Below are 19,664 nucleotides of genomic sequence, written 5' to 3' on the forward strand. Positions count from 1 at the left end.
GCTGCCCTTTTGAGGCAGCCCCTTTTAGCATAATTGTTGATTTAAGGTTGTACTCTTAACCTTACCTGAACAGGAACAATGATTGAGTCATCTTCCATGGTTAATAAAAACATAAAAGCACGCTCTGTAAAAGCACCAGCCGCTGGTGCTGAAGTTACTCTTGCCGCGGTCGCAACCTTTGTATTAAATTCTGTTAGTGAACTTGTTAAGGTATAAGTATATCCATTTACTGCAGCCGGTGCATTCAAGTATTGAATGCTTGCAGGATCTGTAAGCGATGCAACGTTAATAGAAGTCGCACCTGCCACAACACGGGTTACTTCCTTTATTCTAAGCGGAGAGTTTTCCGGAATACGCAGGGTAATGCTAAAGTTACCATTAGCAAATGACACTGCATAATATGGACTGAAGCCAGCTGTGGTGGCTCCTTCGAACGTTACCGGAATTTCAGGAAGATTATCACGAACAATCTCTCCTTCAAACTCATCCTCACATGATGAAACGGCCGTCATCAACAGTAAGCCACAAAATATTCTTAATAGATTTTTCATAATCTGATCATTTAATAAATTCAATCCACATTAATTAACATCCCACCACACGTTCACATTAGGCAGCACAACAGGAGCAAAGTTTGGATTACGCTGAATCTCTTCATTGATATACTGTGCTCTTCTAGGTCTTTTGCCATCAATACCCACCGCATTCAAATGCTCAGGGAAATTGGGGTAACCTGTTCTGCGGTAATCATTCCATGCTTCAAGACCATTACCGGTACCAGCTATATATTTTTGAACGATGATTTGTTCAATTTGCTGCTCAGTAGTACCTGCCAACAGAACCAACGTAGGGTTATTGGTAAAGTAGCTATCAATGGTTGCTGTTGCAATACCAGCCTCAGCCATGGAAGCCCTGATGCCTTCTGCAAAAAGGGTTTGAGGTGTTTGGCCGGCAGGCAAGTTTACACCTGGCAGACGAAGTGCAGCTTCAGCAAGTATAAATGCGCGCTGTGCATTGGTAACCAAACGAACAGGACCGACACCATTTGCACCTGTAACTGCACTATTCCATCTGGATCTGTTACCAGCGGGTGCTAAGGTTCCAATAAAACCATTTTCATAGGTTACAAAAGAGCCCGTAGGTTTGGTTACAAATAAATCGAGGCGTGGATCATTTAATCCCTGCAAAAGATTCACAAATCCAGTACTCACCATTATTTCGTTTTGAAATGAGCTTACACTTGTCCAGGTATGGATGGGACTCTGGCTACCTGTTGAAGCACCGAATCTAACAGAAAGGTTAGCTGCATTTGTTGTTATGTAATTATTTGCAGTCAGTACTTCGTTAATAATTGAAGTAGCTAATGCAGGCTCACGATCACTCATTTGCAAAGCTAGCTTCAGCATGAGTGTGTACCCTGCACGCCTCCAATTGGCAAGGTTACCATTATATACAACATCATCAGTACCTGGATTAGCTGTAGAAACTTTATCTAAGTCTGCCAGACCTTCACGAATCAGATCAAACAAGCTTTGTATTTCAAGACTTGCATTGCCTTTGTAAATATCTTCCTGACTATCTAATCGAGGCTGAAGGAATTTTTCTCCCTGTGCTGCTTGCGAGTAAGGAACATCTCCCCACACATCAGTAGCTATACTGAAAGTGTATGCCTTCATAATCTTAGCTATACCAATGTATGAGTTGGCTCCCACAGCTGTTGCATATTTAATTACATCATTGTAGGTTACAATAGCACCAGCATAAATTTCAAAGCGCCACTGATTTCCAAAGTTTCCACCATCAATATTATAAGCATCGTAGGCACCAGGATTACCAGCAGCACCATATGTATAATCCATTACAGTTGAAGCAAAGCGATTCAGTTCATTGGCATTGGCAAATGCCGATCCTACTAAACCTGTTGGCAACAACACAGAGGGAGGACCAGATGTTGGGTTATTTTTACTTTGATTTACATCCAGAAAGTCATCACACCCCAGAACCAGAAAAGCCGGGAGGACAAACAGTATTTTATAAAGTGTTTTTAAATTTTTCATATCGCAATTGTTAATCTGTTAAAGTGTAATCTTCAGATTGAACCCGTAGTTTCTTGTGTTGGGCGCTCCATTCAGATCAAGTCCCTGGATATTTCCTGCACCCTGTGTATTTAACTCTGGATCACCAGGTGCATTGGGAGCATAAAAGAATACGTTACGCGCACTGGCACCAATGCTAACTGATCCAAATGGTGTTTTAGACAGCAGACTTGAAGGAAGCTGATATGTCAGGGATAATTCACGCAAACGGTAGGTAGTGGCATCAAATACTGCCGACTGCGAAGCCAAACCTCCTAATGCACCCCAATATGTTTGAGCTGGGATTTGAATATAGTTATCAGTAAAGGTTCCGTCACCATTGGCAATAACACCAGGCAAGATTCTAGGAAGCTCTCTGTCTTTCGCTGTGATTGCCAGACTTCCGTTTCCTCTTAAATCTACCCAACCAAATGAATAAAGATCACCACCATACTTAACATCTACCAATGCTGATAAAGATATTCCTTTGAAAGTGAATGTGTTTGTTAATCCGGAGGTCCATTCAGGATTAGGATCAGCGATTACAGAGTTGGCAACACCAGGCATGTATTGGCCTGTTTGAGGATTTACCAAACGCTCACCATTGGCATTGGTGGCATATGCAGTACCGATAATAACTCCGTAAGGTGAACCTCTTCTAATGGATGGTGCGATACCTGTGAACACATTACCAGTAATTGTCGAACTTTCAACACCTTCAGAAATACGTACTACGCGGTTTCTGAGACGCGACCAGTTAAAGGAAATATCCCAGGAAAAGTCACCAACCTTCACAGGACTGGCGGAAAGTTCAACTTCCCAACCACGGTTTGTAATAAGCCCCACGTTAGTAGTTCGGGTATCATAACCAGTGGAATTTGATACAGCAACGTTAAAAATTTGATTGCTACTTTCAGAATAGAAGTAACCCACATCAACACTAAGCTTATTTTTAAAGAGGCCAAGGTTAACACCTCCTTCATAGGAAGTAGTAAATTCAGGTGTCAACTTATTGCTACCAATTCTTGCACTAGGCGCAAAACCTGGTACACTTGCTCCACCAATACTCATTGGAAACGTTACGGATGCCACGTTGTTTCCATAAGCTCCTGCTACTAAGAAAGACTCCAACAAATATGGATTGGCATCTCTACCCACTTTACCAATACTACCTCTTACTTTAGCATAAGAAATAACATTTGATTCAATTCCAAATGCCTCGGTTGGCACAAAACTCATAGATACACCTGGGTAGAAGAAAGTATTATTTCCTACAGGTAATGTAGAAGACTTATCAACACGGCCTTGTAATTCCATGAACAGGTAGTTTTTATAGCTCAGGTTCAAATCACCATAAACACCAACTAATCTTCTTAAGGTACTTAACTCACCACTGCCCGTAAATACACTACCATTGCTTACGTTTTCAAAACCAGGTATCACCAATTGCAAGGCATCTACCGCTGTGGTTTGTGAAATACGTTGGTTTGTATTCTGTCCTAATAACAAACTGGCACTTAGTCCGTCCATGAAAAGATTATCCTTGGAGGCAGTGATCATTAAATCACCATTCAATTCTGAATTATAGAATAAACCATCTTGAACCTGACCAGTAGTAGCCCGTGCTGATCCTATGGCCATTGATAGTTTACGTCTATCGCTGAATACATCTGCGGCAGCACGGTATGTAACGTTCAGCCATGGCTTGATGTCATAACCAACGGACACAAAACCAAAGACTCTATCAACAGATGAACTTAATTTTTCATTGTCCACACTCCATAGCGGATGGTTTTGTGCAGGATTATAATAAATACTTGTGCCCAGCGGAGTTTTGTAAGGTCTTCCTAATAAGTCATAACTTCTTGGAATACGTGTTAACTGCCCTAAAGCACTACCACCATTACCTTGTGTAATACCATCCTGTTTTGTTTGTACATAGGTAATTGATGACCCTAGCTTTAGTCCATTGTTTAACTTGCTATTGCCCCCAAATTGCACACTGTTTCTTTTAAAGAATGTTCCGGGTATAATACCCTCCTGATCTGTTGAAGAAATTGAAGCAGACACATTCTTGTCACGATCCCCAGCAGCTATATTAACACCATTTTGTAATGTTCTTCCAGTCTGAAAGAAATCCTGCACATTATTTTCAAATGCTTTATACGGAACTACATCACCTTGCAAAGTAGTAACTTGAGTTAAGCTACCACCAAAAGCTGGTCCCCATGAATTAGTAGAGGTATTGTTGAAATCATTGTTAATACCCTGTCCATATTCATTCTGTAATTTTGGCAAACCGAATGCATTCTGGAAATTTATAGATGAAGTAAGCGTTACTTCAGTTTTACCAGAAATCTTTGCACCTCTTTTAGTTGTAATAACAATAACACCATTGGAAGCACGGGAACCATATAATACCGCAGCACCAGGTCCTTTCAATACATTTAGAGACTCAATGTTCTCAGGACTAATATCATTTAACCTGTTAGAGGGTTGTGTTCCGAAAAGTGTATTTACAGAATTGCTTACTGAGTTATCAAAAATTACACCATCCACAACAATAAGCGGCTGATTGTTACCACTGAAAGAGGTTACACCACGAATGTTAATATTAGTACTGGCACCTGCCGCACCACTGGCACCTGTAATATTAACACCGGATAATTTACCTTGTAGTGTGTTCAGCAGATTAACCTCAGATTTCTGTGACACCTCTGAACCCTTAATGGTTTGTAAGGCATATCCGATACTGCGTTCATCACGCTCAACACCCTGAGCAGTAACCACAATTTCTGAGAGCTGTGTAATGTCAGTAGAGAGGGAGATATCAACTACTGTTCTTTCTCCGACACTCACCTCCTGACTTTGCAGTCCGATAAATGAGAAAACCAATATTGCGCTACTGGATGAAACATTAAGTGTGTATCTTCCATCTGCATCGGTAACAGTACCTGTAGAGGTACCCTTTACTATCACGTTTACCCCCGGCAAGGAGGTACCATCATCCTTGGAAGTAACCCTTCCTGATACAGTTCGCTCCTGTGCCCATACCGATGTTGCCATCAGCAGAAACACAAAGCATGTTTGTAAAATTTTCTTCATGGTATTAGATTTTTTAACTTTTAATTGTCCATAACTGCACACGCAGTATGTTATTCCAAAAGTCAAAAATTCAATGGCCAATAAAATGACTAATGAGACGGTATAAATAGCGTGAGAGACTAACCTCTAATGCGGTAGGGGGTGGGTTGTAATCTTGTACATAAATATTTTCAAATAATAAAAGGGCTGTTTAAAAAGCTGGTTCATCATTTCCAATTTCATTTAGAAGCTGATGTTTCAACTCAGAAAACAGCCCTTTACAAAAAGGACTCACTAAAATAAGGTTACTGCCTTAAATCAATTTTTCAAGGTTTGCTTTGGCGATGGCCTCAGATTTACAGGTAACCTGCAGTTTTGAATAGATATTCTTAATATGCGTTTTAGAAGTCTCTTTAGAAATAAACAACTCCTCCGAAATCTGGGTATAGGTCTTACCCTCAGAGATCAGTTGTAAAATTTCTGTTTCTCTTTTGGTAAGGGGCGAGTTGGGGTTAACGTGGAAATTGTCGATCACCATTCTGGCAATTCTGCTACTCATGGGTGCTCCCCCTTTTATTATTTCTTCTAATGCAGAAAGCAGTTCCATATAGTTGGCACTCTTTGTTATGTAGCCGGATGCACCTGCCTTTAATGCTTCGAACACAAGGTCGCTGTCTTCATAAACAGTTACCATGATTATATCGGCAGTAGGCATTTTATCCTTAATTGTTTTTGTAGCCTGAATGCCATTCATACCTGGTAATTCAATATCCATGAGCACGATTTCAGGTTTATCTCTCTGTAACGCTGCTATTGCTTCCTCTCCTGTGCCATAACCATTCACCACCATAAATTTCGGTGAGCTGTTAACAATCAGACTAAAGCTGTTTCTTATTTCCTGATCGTCTTCCACTAAAACGACTCTCTTTTTAAACGGTAATGCCATATTTTATTGATTTAATATTATTGAATTCCAGACTAATTGTTGTTACTCCCTTTTTATCCTGACTTAAATCCTCCAGGGTACTGCTAATACGTAAAATACTATTAATGCGACTAGCCCTGTCGCGAATATTTTGCAAGCCATTATTACTTTTTGTATCTGGCACCGAAAAGCCCTTTCCGTCATCTTCAATAGACATCACAAAAATATTATTCTTTCTGAGCAGGGTCAGTTTAACGTTTTGTGCTTCAGAGTACTTGAAGGCATTGGTCATGGCTTCCTTAAAGATCAGATTGGCCTGTCTGCTAAAACCATAAGGTAGCATAACCTTTTCGCGCACTTCATTGTAGGCTCTGAAGTTAATGGACTTCTCTTCAAATAACTTCTCCCCAAAATCACGCAGGTGTATAAAAAGTTTAGAAAGTTCATCATTAACAGGATCGATAGACCAGATAAAATCCCGGGTGCCCGTATACAAATACTTTGCAGAACCTTCAACTTTGGTAAACAAATCCTGTTGCGACATGCCACTCTTTCCATTCAAGCGTAACAAACTCACATAGTTAATGATGCGTGACAACTGATTGCCCATTTCATCATGAAAATCTCTGGCTATTTCCTTTCGAAGCACTTCTTGTTCTCTGGCTCTTATTTGCTCTAACTCAATAGCCCGTTGCACCTTATGACGTACCCTCAGGTAAAAATAAAGCAAGGTAAGGCCCACCAGCAACACAGCCATGGTAAATAAAAAACCAGTTGTTTGATAAAAGGGAGCTTCTACCTCGAAACTATATCGGAGTGGTGTAAAATCCCACGAGCCTCTGTTGTTCGTAGAGATCACTTCAAATGTATAGGATCCGGGAGAAAGATTGGAATAATTGGCCTCATAATTTGAAGATGGCAGCGACCAGTTTCGATCATGGTTAACTAAGCGATATTTAAACTTAACTGACTTTGGATAGCGCTTATCTACTCTGTTAAAAGTGAAACTGATATTATTTTCATCAGGCGGAAGACTCAGTTCTGCCGGAATTTTAAAAAATCCGTTAACGCCTTTTGAGTAGGATTGAATTTCTCGTTTACCATAAGAAAGACTCACCTCTGTGAGATGGAGCGGGAATGATTTTGCTTGTTTGCCGTCAATATTATAAAACTCATAAAGTCCATCAATCATACCAAAGTAACGCTCATCTTTGCCTAAATGAAATGCATTTTGGTTTGCCTCAATCCCTTCTAATCCGTTGGTGTGGTCATATTGAAGTGTACTTTCAATTTGAAGATTTTTATCAAGTTTGATTCTGGAAATTCCTTTTTCCGTTCCAATCCAGATATCGTCAGATGGATCTGCGGCAGCATAATAAATAAAATCAGATGACAGGCCCTCCTTGGAACTGATGCGTTTCTTGTACATGGTCTTTGGATTGTACAAGACCACACCCGAACCACCAGTGCCGATCAATAAAAGTGAATCGCGAAACGGATTGATAGAGTTAATATTTGTATTGCCTATTTCAGGAATCATTGGATGATAAATGGCTCCATCTCTTAAATCAGAGATACCGAACTCACCTCCAATAAATAAGGATTTATAATAGATACTGTAGTATAAGGAAAGCACACTGCTACTACTCAGTCCGTCTTTAATACTATAGTGCTTAAAATTTTGTCCGTCAAAATAACTTAATCCTGCCCCAAAAGTTCCCACCCACAAATTACCCTTTTCATCAAACTGTACGCCTGTAATAGAGCTGCCACTTAAGCCCTCATTACTGGTAAACCAGTTAAATGAATTAGTCGCGGGTTGATATTGCCCTAAACCATATTGTGTGCCTACCCATATTGTACCATTCGGAGATTTCTTTATACAGGTAATTGAATTCCGGTAATGCTCTTTCGCATCTCTAAAATAACTAACCTTAGTACCCTCCATTCTGATTAAACCCTGATTGGTAGTTCCAATCCAAATGGTGCCATTATCTTCTTTTAAAATGGCCATAACGCTTCGCATGTTATCGGAGTTGCACTTATTAAAGTCCTGAATAAAATATTTATACAGGCCATTGCCATTGGTTGCCAACCAGGTATTGCCTTCTGAATCTGGGAGTATCTGTACAATTGTTCCCTCAATCATGACAGTATCAACCTTATGGGTGTTTTCAGAAAGTGCCTCTTTTAATAGAAGGTTTTTATACCTGGTCCAGAATACATTTTTAGTTGAGTCATAAAAAAGAATAGTATTCTTGATATGCAAATCTCTTTTAGTAAATGTTAAAGCTTCTGTATCCAAAGTAAAATATCCACTATCTGTGAAAAGCCATGTCTCATGGTTCATCGTAAACATAGAATAGAGTCTGTTGAAATCACGGCTGTGGTTAAACGAGCGCTTCCCTGTTTTCCCCAGGATCACAAACGAACTGTCGTTCAGGTAAAGCATGGTTTCTTTTGATGGCAATAAATGTGAATACGCTATATTCTTTTTTTCTTTAACATGCTTCGACCAATAATAGACAGAGTCTTTATAAATTTTTCCGAGCGTTCCCGGAGATGACAGAAAGAAAAGAGAGTCACCTTGTTGAAAAATTCTTTTTATGCGTTTGGTGTTGGCAACTCTTCCTGGTTGTTCAAAAACCTTAAAGGTTCTGCCATCAAACTTTGTAATGCCACGGGGGTGTACAATCCACAGATTTTGTTTTGAATCAATTTTGAGAAAACTGATGATATTGCTGGATAGACCATCCAAGGTTGTATACACTTTAAATTCACTACCATCAAAACGGGCCAAACCACCACCCTGGGTTCCAATCCATAAATAGCCTTGCGCATCTTCAACCACCATATTGACCTGCGATTGCGGCAGGCCATCAATGGCTTTATAGTTTTTAAGGGAGTATTGCTGTGCCAGTACTGAACTGTATGTCAGTAAACTAAAGACGCATGCAATGAGTTGTTTCATCTGTTACAAATTGTTTTAAAGCCTTCATGTTTTGATTGCATGTCAGCGCATTGATATGTATCCACCAGGCCATTGTCGGCTCCTTCAGTGAAAAGCATTTTCATGATTAATTCATACCAGCCAATTTAGGGCTATTTTTTGGGGTCTATATAACCCATCATACGGTAATCTATTACCAAAAGATGTAATAAAGTGGATTTTAAGCTTGTTTACCAGCAAAATAACATAGAATGACGGCTTTCACAAATACTTCCAGATGAGGTATTCCAGACCATGACGGCCACATCAAGAAGCAAAATAGCGCTGGTTTTACCTTAAAAAAGCAGAATACAACTTTTTCAGCAGATACTTCATCTCCAAGTACTAACGTCTGTCATATCTGCCTTGCACAATCATTTAAACACGATACGTCATGATCAGAAATTATCTTACCATTGCCTTTCGCTCCTTGTGGCGCAATAAGGTTCACGCACTCATCACTATAGCCGGTTTGGCATTAGGAATTATGTGTTGTTTACTTATTGCATTGTTTGTTCACGAAGAGTGGACTTACGATAGCTTTCATAGTAAAGCAGATCGCATTTACAGGGTATATGTAAAAGAGAATTGGGGAGAAAATCAGGAGTTTTTTAATACAACCACGCCTTTTCCCATTGGGCCTGCCTTAGAAGATAACCTCGAAGAAGTGGAAGCCTTTGTGCGCATTGTGCAGGCTGGCACACAAGTAAAAATAGATGATCAACTATTTCCTGAATCGCTCACCATTGCGGATCGCAACCTGTTTACTGTTTTTGATTTTGAATTATTGAAAGGAGATCGTAACACTGCACTCGACCAACCAGGAAAGGTTGTATTAAGTGAAGCGGCCGCTAAAAAATATTTTGGTGAAACAGATCCGATTCAAAAAACGCTGGTATTGACCTTGGGCGAAAATGCAGAGCGCCTGGTTGTTTCGGGGGTAGCTGCTGTGCCTACCAACTCCAGCATACAATTTGATATACTGGTATCTGATCATAATTTAATCAAACTCTATCCTGAACGAGTGCTGACTTCAGCCTGGTTTAATATTAGTCCGGAAACGTATATTTTATTGCAGGAAGGTGTCAACGTTGCCAGTGTCACTTCAAAATTTCCCGATTTATTCAGAAAGCTTCTTGGTGAAGAAGATTTCAAGCAAAGTAAGTATGCCCCCGGTTTGCAAGCCCTTACCAGTATACATCTTGATGATACCTATCCTGCTGGTATTGCCCCGGTTAGCAATCCGCGCTACAGCTATATATTGGTCGCCATTTCCTCTCTGATTTTACTGATTGCCTGCATTAACTTCATCACGCTTTCCATTGGCAGGTCTGTTAAACGTGCCAAAGAAGTCGGTATCCGAAAAGTTGTTGGTGCAGAGCGTCAACAACTCATTTTTCAATTTATTGGTGAGGCCATACTCTTAACAATCATCTCTATGATGATTGGGTTACTACTCGCCAGGTTGAACCTGCCTGTATTTAATGATCTGGCAGGGCGACAACTGTTATTCCCCATAAATGGCTTCATGGTTACTACTGTTTTAGTTTTACTCTTCATTATCGGATTAGTTGCAGGAAGTTACCCGGCCTTTGTTTTATCTGGTTTTAAGCCCATTGCTATTTTAAAAGGTAAATTACAAGCATCTGGCAGTAAGCAGGGTATCCGTAAAGTACTGGTAGGGGTTCAGTTGTTACTCAGCATTTTCCTGATTAGCAGTACACTGATGATGCAAAAACAATTAGACTACTTACAAAATAAAGACCTGGGATTCAACCGTGAGCAATTGGGCACCATGCAATTATTTGTGCCCCCGCAAGGAAGACTTGGTGAAAGAATAGTGAAGGGTTTCGAGATCGCGGAACAATTTAAAACAGAACTATCCAAACTTCCGGATGTGATTGGTACTTGCGCTTCTTCTCAGGATTTTGGTCATGGCAACTGGATGGCTGTGGGTTTTACAGACGATAAAGGCGCTTATCATAATTTTAATCTTAATACAATAGATGACGAATACATCCCTACCCTTAAAATTGAATTAGTAGCCGGTAGAAATTTTTCAGATGCCAATACCTCCGATAAACGAAGAGGGATTATCGTTAACGAAGCATTTGCCAAGGAATATGGATGGGATGATGCCATCGGAAAGAGAATACCTGGTAAAAATTTTGGCGACCATGAAATCATTGGGGTCGTTAAAGATTTTAATTACGCGGCACTTTACACAAAAGTTGAACCACTCGTGATGGTCCAGGACCCAGCCATTATTCAATCCGGTGTAGAGAATATTAATATCAGCAATTCCCCTATGCCAAAAATAATTGTGAGGCTTAGTCCAGGAAACATGGCGGTTAGTATAGAGCAAATAAAAGGGATCTGGGAAAAACTGACCAATGGTGAAACTTTTGCTTTCAATTTCGTTGATGAAGCCATGAAGACACAGTACAAGGAAGATCAGAATCTGGGTAAAATTGTGCGTATCGCCACCATGCTGGCTATTATCATCGGCAGCCTTGGGTTATACGGACTCGCATCGCTGGCTATGCAAAGCCGTGTAAAAGAAATCGGCATCCGTAAAGTATTGGGCGCAAGTGAAAAGTCACTTCTCGTATTGCTTTCCAAAGAATATGCTATTATGATACTGATTTGCCTTGCGCTATCTATTCCTATTACCATTTACAGTATGCAGGAATGGCTTGCTTCTTTCGAATACCGGGCTAGCATTGATGCTGGTATATTTTTATTGGCAGGTGGTTTAGCTGTTGTAATTGCTTTTGTAACTATAGGGTACCAAACTATACACACCGCCCGCACCCAGCCTACTGAAACCCTTAAACAGGAGTAGCAAAACAATTTACAAGCTACTACATACTTGTAGAAATAACCGACAACTGCCAGCAGCAAGTTAAAACCAGAAGTCATTTAAATAAAATAGCTCGTCATTCCGAGGAATTGGGATAGGATGTGTGGTGGTATGAAGAAGCAATCTGATTGCTTGTCGAAAATACTTGAGATTGCTTCCTCATCTCATCACACAATCAATGCTTCGTTCATCGAATGACGCAATCTCTAATCTTCAAATTTTCAAATCTTAAAATTATCAAATCATTAACGAATTAGCTCATCAACGAATCGGCACATCAATACAGATTGCTTCCTAACCCAAGCCCGCATTCAACGCCTCGTTCATCGCAATGATGCGATTTTTAATCTTCAAATTTTCAAATCTTAAAATTATCAAATCAATCAACGAATCAGCACATCAATATAGCTATGCTTTTCTTTTATAAGTAAAGTCATACGTAGTTACCCAAACACTACCATCTTCCGATGTCTGGTGTAGTTGCCTTACTTCATTTTTACTGATATTATAAAAATGAAATTTAACAAACTGTTTCTTCCCTGCCGGTGTTAGGGTTTCATACTCAAAGCGCATAGCATTGTCTCGGTATTCACCATTCAGAAACTCTGTTACATTCAGTCCCCCGGAACCAACCCAAACCTGTTTCCATTTCTTCGTTGCCGGGTCTACAAAATTCATACTCTTACCACTAAAAGGCTGGCCAACAGAAGTCCAGTTCTCCAGTATCATGCAACCTCCTGAAGCCATCTCAATTTTCGAGTGTCCTGCTAATTTTTCACTATTGGTCACGTAGGCATCCCACTCACCTATCCAGAAATCAAATTCACGTGCTTGCGGAATAGTCATGCATGGGGTGTTTTGTTGTGCTTCAGCTGAAAGAGGCAAACTGAGTAGAATCATAAATAAATATTTCATGGCTTTTAGTGTTTAGATAAAGTTTACTACTTTTCCTGACTTATTTATCACCCGTATTGCTGTAAATATTTGTGACTTTTCAGCTTGTGGCGAATTACGAATGAAATCAAGCTATGACCGAAGCAGAAATACGGCAGGAGTATGAAATACTAGATCGTGCCAAGCGTGATTCAAAACATTTTGGCGTTCTGTATGAAAAGTACTTCGACAGAATTTTCAACTTTATCTACCGTCAGACCGATGATGAAGATTTAACGGCCGACCTCTGCTCACAGACTTTTTTAAATGCTCTTAATAATTTAAATCGTTTCGAATTCAGAGGGCTACCACTTTCTGCCTGGTTTTACCGCATTGCGGCCAATGAGGTAAATAAACATTATAGAAAAAAGAAAACGGACCGCGTTTTCAGCTTAGAAGAAATTCGAATTAAAGAATTGATGGATCAGGGCAATGAAGGCTGGGATGAAGACCTGATCAAGCAATTATTGGTCTATTTTAAAGAACTACCTACGGAAATGCTGGAGGTGCTTGAACTTCGTTTTTTTGAAGATAAAGATTTTAAAGAAATTGCCTTTATTCTCGATATCACAGAAAGCGGAGCAAAAATGAGAACCTACAGAGCACTTGACCGTTTACGTAAACAATTTAACCTGAGTATTAAGTACGATGGCAAGAAATGACATAAGGTTAAGACGTCAGCGCATGACAACCGGCAATATTGCGAGACATCGCAATTACGGTGATATTATGCAGCGCCATGAGCGTGACCAGAAGTGGAAACGTATGTTCAAAGTATTTATCTACTTTTTAATTGCAGCCTTCTTTACAATAGTATTGATTATTGTTGTACGCTGGGAACAAAGGGAAAACAAAGATCAAAATGCAAATTCACAACAGGTTATTGAGCAAGTAGTTTCGCCTCCAAAGCTTTCTTAAAAGCACCTCTTCCTTCTTCAATTATTTCGTTGGCTCTGTAAAATTCAAATACACCGCAGGCATCGCGCGAAATTTCAATCACTAAATCTGGTTTATGCATTTCAATCATCAGATCAGTTAATCTATCCGAAGTCAAATCGTATGATTTATTCAATAAATCGAAGAAGCCAAGTTTCTCTACTGTTTCTTCCGCCTTACTATCAAAACGCAAAATCTGTGTTCTGAAATGATCGAGCATGCGCAGGTAAGCAGCCTTCTCTTGGTTCGCCACAGGGGCTGTTACCTTTTTTAAGTCCGTTTTATTTCCATTTACGTTTACTGCTACTAACCATTCGTCTGCCTCTCGCTTTACCAAATTCATCGGTAACGGATTCAGCACACCACCATCAACCAGCTGACGCTGCCCATCGATCACCGGGGTAAAGATGGTCGGAATAGCAACGGAAGCCCTTAGCGCTTTAAACAAACTACCCGACCTGAAATAGATCTCCTCACGTGCTATCAGATCGCAGGCAACAGCGGTGAAAGGAATCGGAAACTTCTCAATTTCATGGTAGCCAATGAGTTGTTCAATCGCCTTAAACACACGATCACCTTTTACGATGCCTTGAGAAGAAAGTGTAAAATCCAGCAGCTTGAAAACATCAAAGCGACTTAAGCTGATCAGCCAATGTTTGTATTCATCCAAATGCCCTGCACAATAGAGTCCGCCAACAATGGCACCCATAGAGCAGCCTGCTACTTCTTTAATAACAAAACCTGCTTTTTGAAGCTCTTCTATAACGCCTATGTGCGCCATACCTCGAGCCCCACCACTGCCCAGTACTAAGCGAACATTTCTCATAAACTTATTAATTCATATCAGAAGTTATTCAAAAATTCTTATCCGACTTCCTGATTTCTAAATCATCACTTCCCCAAAAAATTCGGTTTTCGCTTTTCTAAAAAAGCCTGCACACCTTCTTTATAATCTTGCGAGCTACCCGCTATCTCCTGGCAGTATGCTTCATAGTCAAGCATCTCATCCAGTGAAGCTGTCTGAGCTTTGTTTAGCATTTTCTTAATCAAGCCAATGGATTTTGTTGGTGCCTTCGCATAAAAATCGGTATAACCTTTTACTGCAGCATCTAAGTCTCCTGCCGGCACAGCCTTGTTGATTAAGCCAATGTTTACTGCCTCACTTGCTTTCAGCCTGTTGCCCATGCTGCACAATTCAAAAGCTTTATTAAAGCCTACGGTTCTGGGTAAAAAGAAAGATGAACCTGAATCAGGCACTAAACCAATGTTGATGAAAATTTCAATCAATTGTGCTTCCTCATTGGCAACAATTACATCGCAAGCCAGGGCAATGGAACAACCCGCACCTGCGGCCACTCCATTCATGCGACAAACAATAGGTTTTGGCAAATTGCGCATAGCACGGATAATCGGATTGTAACGTTTATGCAGTGAGTCCATGAACGAACGTTTCTGCTGACCACTCGCAGCTTTCAAATCTTGCCCTGAACAGAAAGCCTTACCCTCACCTGTCAACACCACCACACGTACCTGTTCATCTTTGGCTACAGCCTTCAATGCATCCTGCAGTTCATAGGTGATCTCATCATTCAGTGCATTGTAAACATCAGGTCTGTTCAGTGTAATGGTAGCAACGCCTTCTGCTACTTCATATTTCAAAAAAGTATAAGCCATATTTTCTAATTAAAATAAATAAATCATGCCAATAGTACTCACTAAACAACCTATACCAAATCCAACCACCACTTCTTTAACCGTGTGTACCTGTAAATATAAGCGGGCAGTCATCACAATGCCTGTAAGTAAAATAGAAGCCAGTAAAGGATAAAAAAGCACGCCATTCTCTATCATCGAATTCAACATGGCCATCATCACCATCAAACCACCTGTAGCCAGGCTGTGTATACTCGCCTTCATCCATAAGGTTATGATGAAAGCAGCCAATACCAATGCATCAATAATCAACAAGAACCTCATAAAAGGATCCTGAAAACCCAAACCCAATTTTGCATGCAACAAATAAGTAATTACACCATACAATAAGGCAATCATCAGAAAAGGTGCTATCCTTTCTCTTCTTAAAGGCATACTCATAGAGGAGATGGTGCCGAATATCTTAAAGAAATAAACATTAATAACCGGCAGCAGAAAGGTGCAAATAAAAATTAACATCAACACACCACGAAATGAGCGGTCCGGAACAGGAAACATGGCCGGTGGATATAACCAGGCAAACAGCGAAAATAAATAAGTTGCTAAAAGTAAGGGATGGGTAATAACCGAAATGAACTGGGCCAGTAACTTCATTTAATCAATTTTAAATTTGAAATTTTAAATTTCAAATTATCTACAATTCTTTTCTCAACCTCGCCACCGGTATATTCAGTTGCTCACGGTACTTCGCCACCGTTCTTCTCGCAATGTTATACCCCTTCTCGTTCAAAATCTTTTCAATCTTATCATCCGAAAGTGGTTTGCCTTTAGGTTCAGCCACAATCAAATCTTTAATAATCTGCTTCACCTCGCGGCTACTCACCTCTTCACCAGAGTCTGTGGCAATACCTTCAGAGAAAAAGTATTTTAATGGAAAAATGCCAAAATCAGTTTGCACTGCCTTGCTACTGGCCACACGCGACACCGTGGAAATATCCATGTTAATCATGGTAGCAATATCTTTCAAAATCATGGGCTTCAACTTCGTCTCATCCCCTTCCTGAAAGTACTCATACTGAAAATCAACAATGGCTTTCATCGTACGCAACAAAGTCTGTTGTCGCTGCTTGATCGCATCAATAAACCACTTCGCAGCATCCAACTTCTGTTTCACAAAAGTTACCGCCTCCTTTAATTTTTTGTCCTTCTTATCACCTTTGTCGTAAGCCTTAAACATGTCGGTATACGAGCGACTAATACGCAACTCAGGAGCATTGCGCGAATTCAGCGCCAGCTCCAGCTTACCGTTGTTGTTGGTTAAAATAAAATCCGGAATAATCACCTGGTTCTTAGAAACCCCTGTAGTGGCACTTACACCACCTGGCTTAGGATTCAAACCCGAAATCAATGCGATAATATCTTTAATATCATCGGCATCTTCTTCGGCTATGTCCAGCTTCTTAATAATCTTGTCGTAATGTTTTTTAGTAAACTCCTCGTAGCAGTCACGCACGGTCTGCATGGCCTTCTCCACCACATACGACTTCGTAAATTTATCCGAATCGTCTTCTTCAATGTTCTGTTTCAAGCGCTCCAACTGCAAGAGCAAACACTCCTGCAAATTTCTGGCAGCAATACCAGCCGGATCAAAACTTTGTATTTTCTTTAGAATATTTTCTACCTCTTCAACCGTAGTGTCAATGCCCTGCGAGAAAGCAAGGTCATTCACAATAGCATCTAACTCTCTTCTGATGTAGCCATCGTTTTCAATACTGCCAATCAATTGTTTACCAATATTGCTTTGCTTTTCATCCAACCCAAGGTAGCCGAGTTGTGTTAGCAATAACTCCTGCAAGCTGGTACCCATCGCCATGGGCATTTCCCGGTCATCCTCATCACCATCGCCATCACCCTGCATCTTATAACCGCTATAGTCATCATCACGCAGGTAATCGTTAATATCTAATTCATCATCACCGCCCGAAGTCTCCCCATATTCTTCCGACTCAGCCTCAGCGGTATTGTCATCTGTAGTATCTGGTGTTTCTGTCTCCCCTTCTTCCAAAGCCGGATTGATCTCCAACTCCTCTTCAATTCTTGTTTCCAACTCTGCAGTAGGTACCTGTAGCAGTTTAATAAACTGAATCTGCTGCGGAGACAGCTTTTGTTGTAGCGATTGATTTAACCCTAGTTTCTGCATACACGAATTCTAAACAAAGTTATCATTTCACGGCAAGTCAGAAAAAAAATCATGCCAACAAGTATCAATTCTTTTGGCGGCCTTTTCGCTACCTGCCTGCCTCGCTGCAAAAACTCCGCACAGGCAGGTGCTCAAACCGGGCTATCCGCTGCAATCCACGCGAAGCGCGTGGGATTTCCGCTCCTATCCCTGGCCGGTATTTTTCTTAAAAATATTACAACAAAAAACTAAACATGAGTTCAAATAGCCTGCATTTCAACACTTTACGCAATTCATCATCCTATGGTCTGTGTCTTTGCAGACCATCCATTTCGGTCTGTGAGGACATAAACCGAGTAGTAGAGTTCAAGTATTGGTTCGTGAGGAAACGAACCAAGGGGTTAGATTAAAACACGTCATTTCCAATTTTGACAAGTCTCGCCAATTCACGTTTTTTGCGGTCTTTATTGAAGGTGTACACTACACAATCTGTAGCTGCACCCAGCCAAAACAATTATGAGAACAGCTAAAATCAAAGACTTACTTAAAACCACCCCCACTAACCAACGTGTTACCGTGCAGGGTTGGGTAAAAACTTTTCGCAACAACCAATTTATCTCCCTGAACGATGGGTCAACCATCCATAATTTACAAGCGGTTGTTGAGTTAGGTAAGTTTGACGAAGCCACGCTCAAGCGCATTACTACCGGAGCATGTCTGGCTGTTACTGGAGAGCTGATCCCCTCACCTGCCAAAGGTCAAACGGTAGAAGTAAAAGTTGATAGCATCGAAATTTATGGCGATAGCGACCCGGAAGTATTTCCGTTACAGCCTAAAAAACACTCACTGGAATTTCTTCGCGAGATCGCCCATCTGCGTGTACGCACCAACACCTTCAGTGCCGTATTCCGTGTAAGACATAACATGGCCTTTGCTGTGCATAAATTTTTTAACGACCGTGGTTTCTTCTACATCCACACACCCATCATTACAGGTTCTGATGCTGAAGGCGCTGGTGATATGTTCCGTGTAACTACACTCAACATGGAAAAACCACCGCGTACTGATGAGGGAAAAATTAATTATAAAGAAGACTTCTTTGGTCGCGAAGCTAACCTTACCGTATCCGGTCAGTTAGAGGGCGAAACTTTTGCCATGGGGCTGGGTGATATCTATACTTTCGGCCCGACTTTCCGTGCCGAAAATTCTAACACCTCTCGCCACCTGGCCGAATTCTGGATGATCGAACCTGAAATGGCTTTCTATGACATTAACGACAACATGCAACTGGCGCAAGACTTCATCCAGTACTTGTGCAAATATGCCTTAGACAATTGCCAGGAAGACCTCGAATTCCTGGACAAGCGTGCTAAAGAAGAAGATGCAGCCAAACCACAAGATCAGCGTAGCGAATTAGGTTTGATAGACCGTCTGAAGTTTGTGGTGGAAAATGATTTCCAACGCCTTACCTACACAGAGGCTATCGAAATCCTGAGAGAGTCTGCACCCAACAAGAAAAAGAAATTCCAGTACCTGATTAACGAATGGGGTGCCGATTTACAAAGTGAGCACGAACGCTTCCTGGTAGAAAAGCATTTTAAGAAACCTGTTATCCTCTACAACTACCCGGCTGCTATCAAATCTTTCTACATGCGTCAGAATGAAGATGGTAAAACAGTAGCAGCCATGGATGTGCTTTTCCCAGGTATTGGTGAAATCATTGGTGGCTCGCAACGCGAAGAGCGTTACGACCGACTCATGAAGCGTGTTAAAGAATTAGGCATCTCTGAAGAAACCATCTGGTGGTATTTAGAGCTTCGTAAATTCGGAACAGCGCCACATGCAGGTTTTGGTTTAGGCTTCGAGCGTTTGATCCAATTCGTTACCGGCATGACTAACATCCGAGACGTAATTGCTTACCCACGCTATCCTGGAAGCGCTGAATTCTAATCTTTCTAAATACCTTCTTGTTTCACATCTTTACTACGGTGACGATGTGAAACAAGAACTCACACAACAAATGAACA

The 19,664-nt window shown here is 40.7% G+C and carries 15 protein-coding genes; 5 read left to right on the forward strand and 10 right to left on the reverse strand.

Going from position 1 to position 19,664, the window contains the following annotated elements:
- Positions 1–41 precede the first annotated feature (41 nt).
- From ACO1XM_RS19870 to ACO1XM_RS19890, 5 genes are all read right to left on the reverse strand, one after another.
- Positions 42–551: a hypothetical protein gene (locus ACO1XM_RS19870; RefSeq protein WP_486232290.1), complete on the reverse strand. Its 510-nt coding sequence runs from the start codon at positions 549–551 to the stop codon at positions 42–44.
- A gap of 30 nt (positions 552–581) precedes the next feature.
- Entirely contained in the window at positions 582–2,057 is a 1,476-nt protein-coding gene (locus ACO1XM_RS19875) for a SusD/RagB family nutrient-binding outer membrane lipoprotein (RefSeq protein WP_486232292.1), read from the reverse strand.
- 18 nt (positions 2,058–2,075) lie between these two features.
- The gene (locus ACO1XM_RS19880) at positions 2,076–5,180 is read right to left on the reverse strand and encodes a SusC/RagA family TonB-linked outer membrane protein (RefSeq protein WP_486232294.1); all 3,105 of its coding nucleotides are present in this window, start codon (positions 5,178–5,180) and stop codon (positions 2,076–2,078) included.
- Between the two features lie 292 nt (positions 5,181–5,472).
- Positions 5,473–6,105: a response regulator transcription factor gene (locus ACO1XM_RS19885; protein ID WP_486232296.1), complete on the reverse strand. Its 633-nt coding sequence runs from the start codon at positions 6,103–6,105 to the stop codon at positions 5,473–5,475.
- Positions 6,089–9,055 (reverse strand): ligand-binding sensor domain-containing protein, encoded by a 2,967-nt coding sequence (locus ACO1XM_RS19890; RefSeq protein WP_486232298.1) that lies wholly within the window; start codon positions 9,053–9,055, stop codon positions 6,089–6,091. The genes ACO1XM_RS19885 and ACO1XM_RS19890 overlap by 17 nt, the downstream gene beginning before the upstream one ends.
- Positions 9,056–9,467: 412 nt before the next feature.
- Here ACO1XM_RS19890 and ACO1XM_RS19895 point away from each other — a divergent pair, with 412 nt between their 5' ends.
- Complete coding sequence (locus tag ACO1XM_RS19895) at positions 9,468–11,918, forward strand: ABC transporter permease (RefSeq protein WP_486232300.1); 2,451 nt, start codon at positions 9,468–9,470, stop codon at positions 11,916–11,918.
- A 426-nt stretch (positions 11,919–12,344) separates the two neighbouring features.
- Here the strand turns inward: ACO1XM_RS19895 and ACO1XM_RS19900 are convergent, their stop codons facing one another.
- The gene (locus tag ACO1XM_RS19900; protein ID WP_486232302.1) at positions 12,345–12,851 is read right to left on the reverse strand and encodes a hypothetical protein; all 507 of its coding nucleotides are present in this window, start codon (positions 12,849–12,851) and stop codon (positions 12,345–12,347) included.
- A 113-nt stretch (positions 12,852–12,964) separates the two neighbouring features.
- On the opposite strand from ACO1XM_RS19900, the gene ACO1XM_RS19905 reads away from it, so the two are divergent.
- The gene (locus tag ACO1XM_RS19905) at positions 12,965–13,531 is read left to right on the forward strand and encodes an RNA polymerase sigma factor (protein WP_486232304.1); all 567 of its coding nucleotides are present in this window, start codon (positions 12,965–12,967) and stop codon (positions 13,529–13,531) included.
- Positions 13,518–13,787, forward strand: coding sequence for a hypothetical protein (locus ACO1XM_RS19910; RefSeq protein ID WP_486232306.1), 270 nt, complete (start codon positions 13,518–13,520; stop codon positions 13,785–13,787). The genes ACO1XM_RS19905 and ACO1XM_RS19910 overlap by 14 nt, the downstream gene beginning before the upstream one ends.
- Here the strand turns inward: ACO1XM_RS19910 and ACO1XM_RS19915 are convergent.
- The 4 genes from ACO1XM_RS19915 to rpoN form a co-directional block, all read right to left on the reverse strand.
- Positions 13,750–14,631, reverse strand: coding sequence for a patatin-like phospholipase family protein (locus tag ACO1XM_RS19915; protein ID WP_486232308.1), 882 nt, complete (start codon positions 14,629–14,631; stop codon positions 13,750–13,752). The two genes, ACO1XM_RS19910 and ACO1XM_RS19915, sit on opposite strands and share 38 nt — an antisense overlap.
- Before the next feature lie 65 nt (positions 14,632–14,696).
- Positions 14,697–15,479, reverse strand: coding sequence for an enoyl-CoA hydratase/isomerase family protein (locus tag ACO1XM_RS19920; protein ID WP_486232310.1), 783 nt, complete (start codon positions 15,477–15,479; stop codon positions 14,697–14,699).
- A gap of 9 nt (positions 15,480–15,488) precedes the next feature.
- Positions 15,489–16,112, reverse strand: coding sequence for a hypothetical protein (locus ACO1XM_RS19925; protein ID WP_486232312.1), 624 nt, complete (start codon positions 16,110–16,112; stop codon positions 15,489–15,491).
- A gap of 40 nt (positions 16,113–16,152) precedes the next feature.
- Positions 16,153–17,658: an RNA polymerase factor sigma-54 gene (gene rpoN / locus ACO1XM_RS19930; RefSeq protein ID WP_486232314.1), complete on the reverse strand. Its 1,506-nt coding sequence runs from the start codon at positions 17,656–17,658 to the stop codon at positions 16,153–16,155.
- A gap of 51 nt (positions 17,659–17,709) precedes the next feature.
- Here rpoN and ACO1XM_RS19935 point away from each other — a divergent pair, with 51 nt between their 5' ends.
- Positions 17,710–17,889, forward strand: coding sequence for a hypothetical protein (locus tag ACO1XM_RS19935; protein ID WP_486232316.1), 180 nt, complete (start codon positions 17,710–17,712; stop codon positions 17,887–17,889).
- Between the two features lie 264 nt (positions 17,890–18,153).
- Positions 18,154–19,587 (forward strand): asparagine--tRNA ligase, encoded by a 1,434-nt coding sequence (asnS, locus tag ACO1XM_RS19940; protein WP_486232318.1) that lies wholly within the window; start codon positions 18,154–18,156, stop codon positions 19,585–19,587.
- Positions 19,588–19,664: the final 77 nt, after the last annotated feature.

This window comes from Chryseotalea sp. (assembly GCF_057350905.1).

Bases quoted from the DNA above. Each gene is read 5' to 3' on its own strand.
- ACO1XM_RS19870 (WP_486232290.1), bottom strand. From the start codon at position 551: ATGAAAAATCTATTAAGAATATTTTGTGGCTTACTGTTGATGACGGCC.
- ACO1XM_RS19875 (WP_486232292.1), bottom strand. From the start codon at position 2,057: ATGAAAAATTTAAAAACACTTTATAAAATACTGTTTGTCCTCCCGGCT.
- ACO1XM_RS19880 (WP_486232294.1), bottom strand. From the start codon at position 5,180: ATGAAGAAAATTTTACAAACATGCTTTGTGTTTCTGCTGATGGCAACA.
- ACO1XM_RS19885 (WP_486232296.1), bottom strand. From the start codon at position 6,105: ATGGCATTACCGTTTAAAAAGAGAGTCGTTTTAGTGGAAGACGATCAG.
- ACO1XM_RS19890 (WP_486232298.1), bottom strand. From the start codon at position 9,055: ATGAAACAACTCATTGCATGCGTCTTTAGTTTACTGACATACAGTTCA.
- ACO1XM_RS19895 (WP_486232300.1), top strand. From the start codon at position 9,468: ATGATCAGAAATTATCTTACCATTGCCTTTCGCTCCTTGTGGCGCAAT.
- ACO1XM_RS19900 (WP_486232302.1), bottom strand. From the start codon at position 12,851: ATGAAATATTTATTTATGATTCTACTCAGTTTGCCTCTTTCAGCTGAA.
- ACO1XM_RS19905 (WP_486232304.1), top strand. From the start codon at position 12,965: ATGACCGAAGCAGAAATACGGCAGGAGTATGAAATACTAGATCGTGCC.
- ACO1XM_RS19910 (WP_486232306.1), top strand. From the start codon at position 13,518: ATGGCAAGAAATGACATAAGGTTAAGACGTCAGCGCATGACAACCGGC.
- ACO1XM_RS19915 (WP_486232308.1), bottom strand. From the start codon at position 14,631: ATGAGAAATGTTCGCTTAGTACTGGGCAGTGGTGGGGCTCGAGGTATG.
- ACO1XM_RS19920 (WP_486232310.1), bottom strand. From the start codon at position 15,479: ATGGCTTATACTTTTTTGAAATATGAAGTAGCAGAAGGCGTTGCTACC.
- ACO1XM_RS19925 (WP_486232312.1), bottom strand. From the start codon at position 16,112: ATGAAGTTACTGGCCCAGTTCATTTCGGTTATTACCCATCCCTTACTT.
- rpoN (WP_486232314.1), bottom strand. From the start codon at position 17,658: ATGCAGAAACTAGGGTTAAATCAATCGCTACAACAAAAGCTGTCTCCG.
- ACO1XM_RS19935 (WP_486232316.1), top strand. From the start codon at position 17,710: ATGCCAACAAGTATCAATTCTTTTGGCGGCCTTTTCGCTACCTGCCTG.
- asnS (WP_486232318.1), top strand. From the start codon at position 18,154: ATGAGAACAGCTAAAATCAAAGACTTACTTAAAACCACCCCCACTAAC.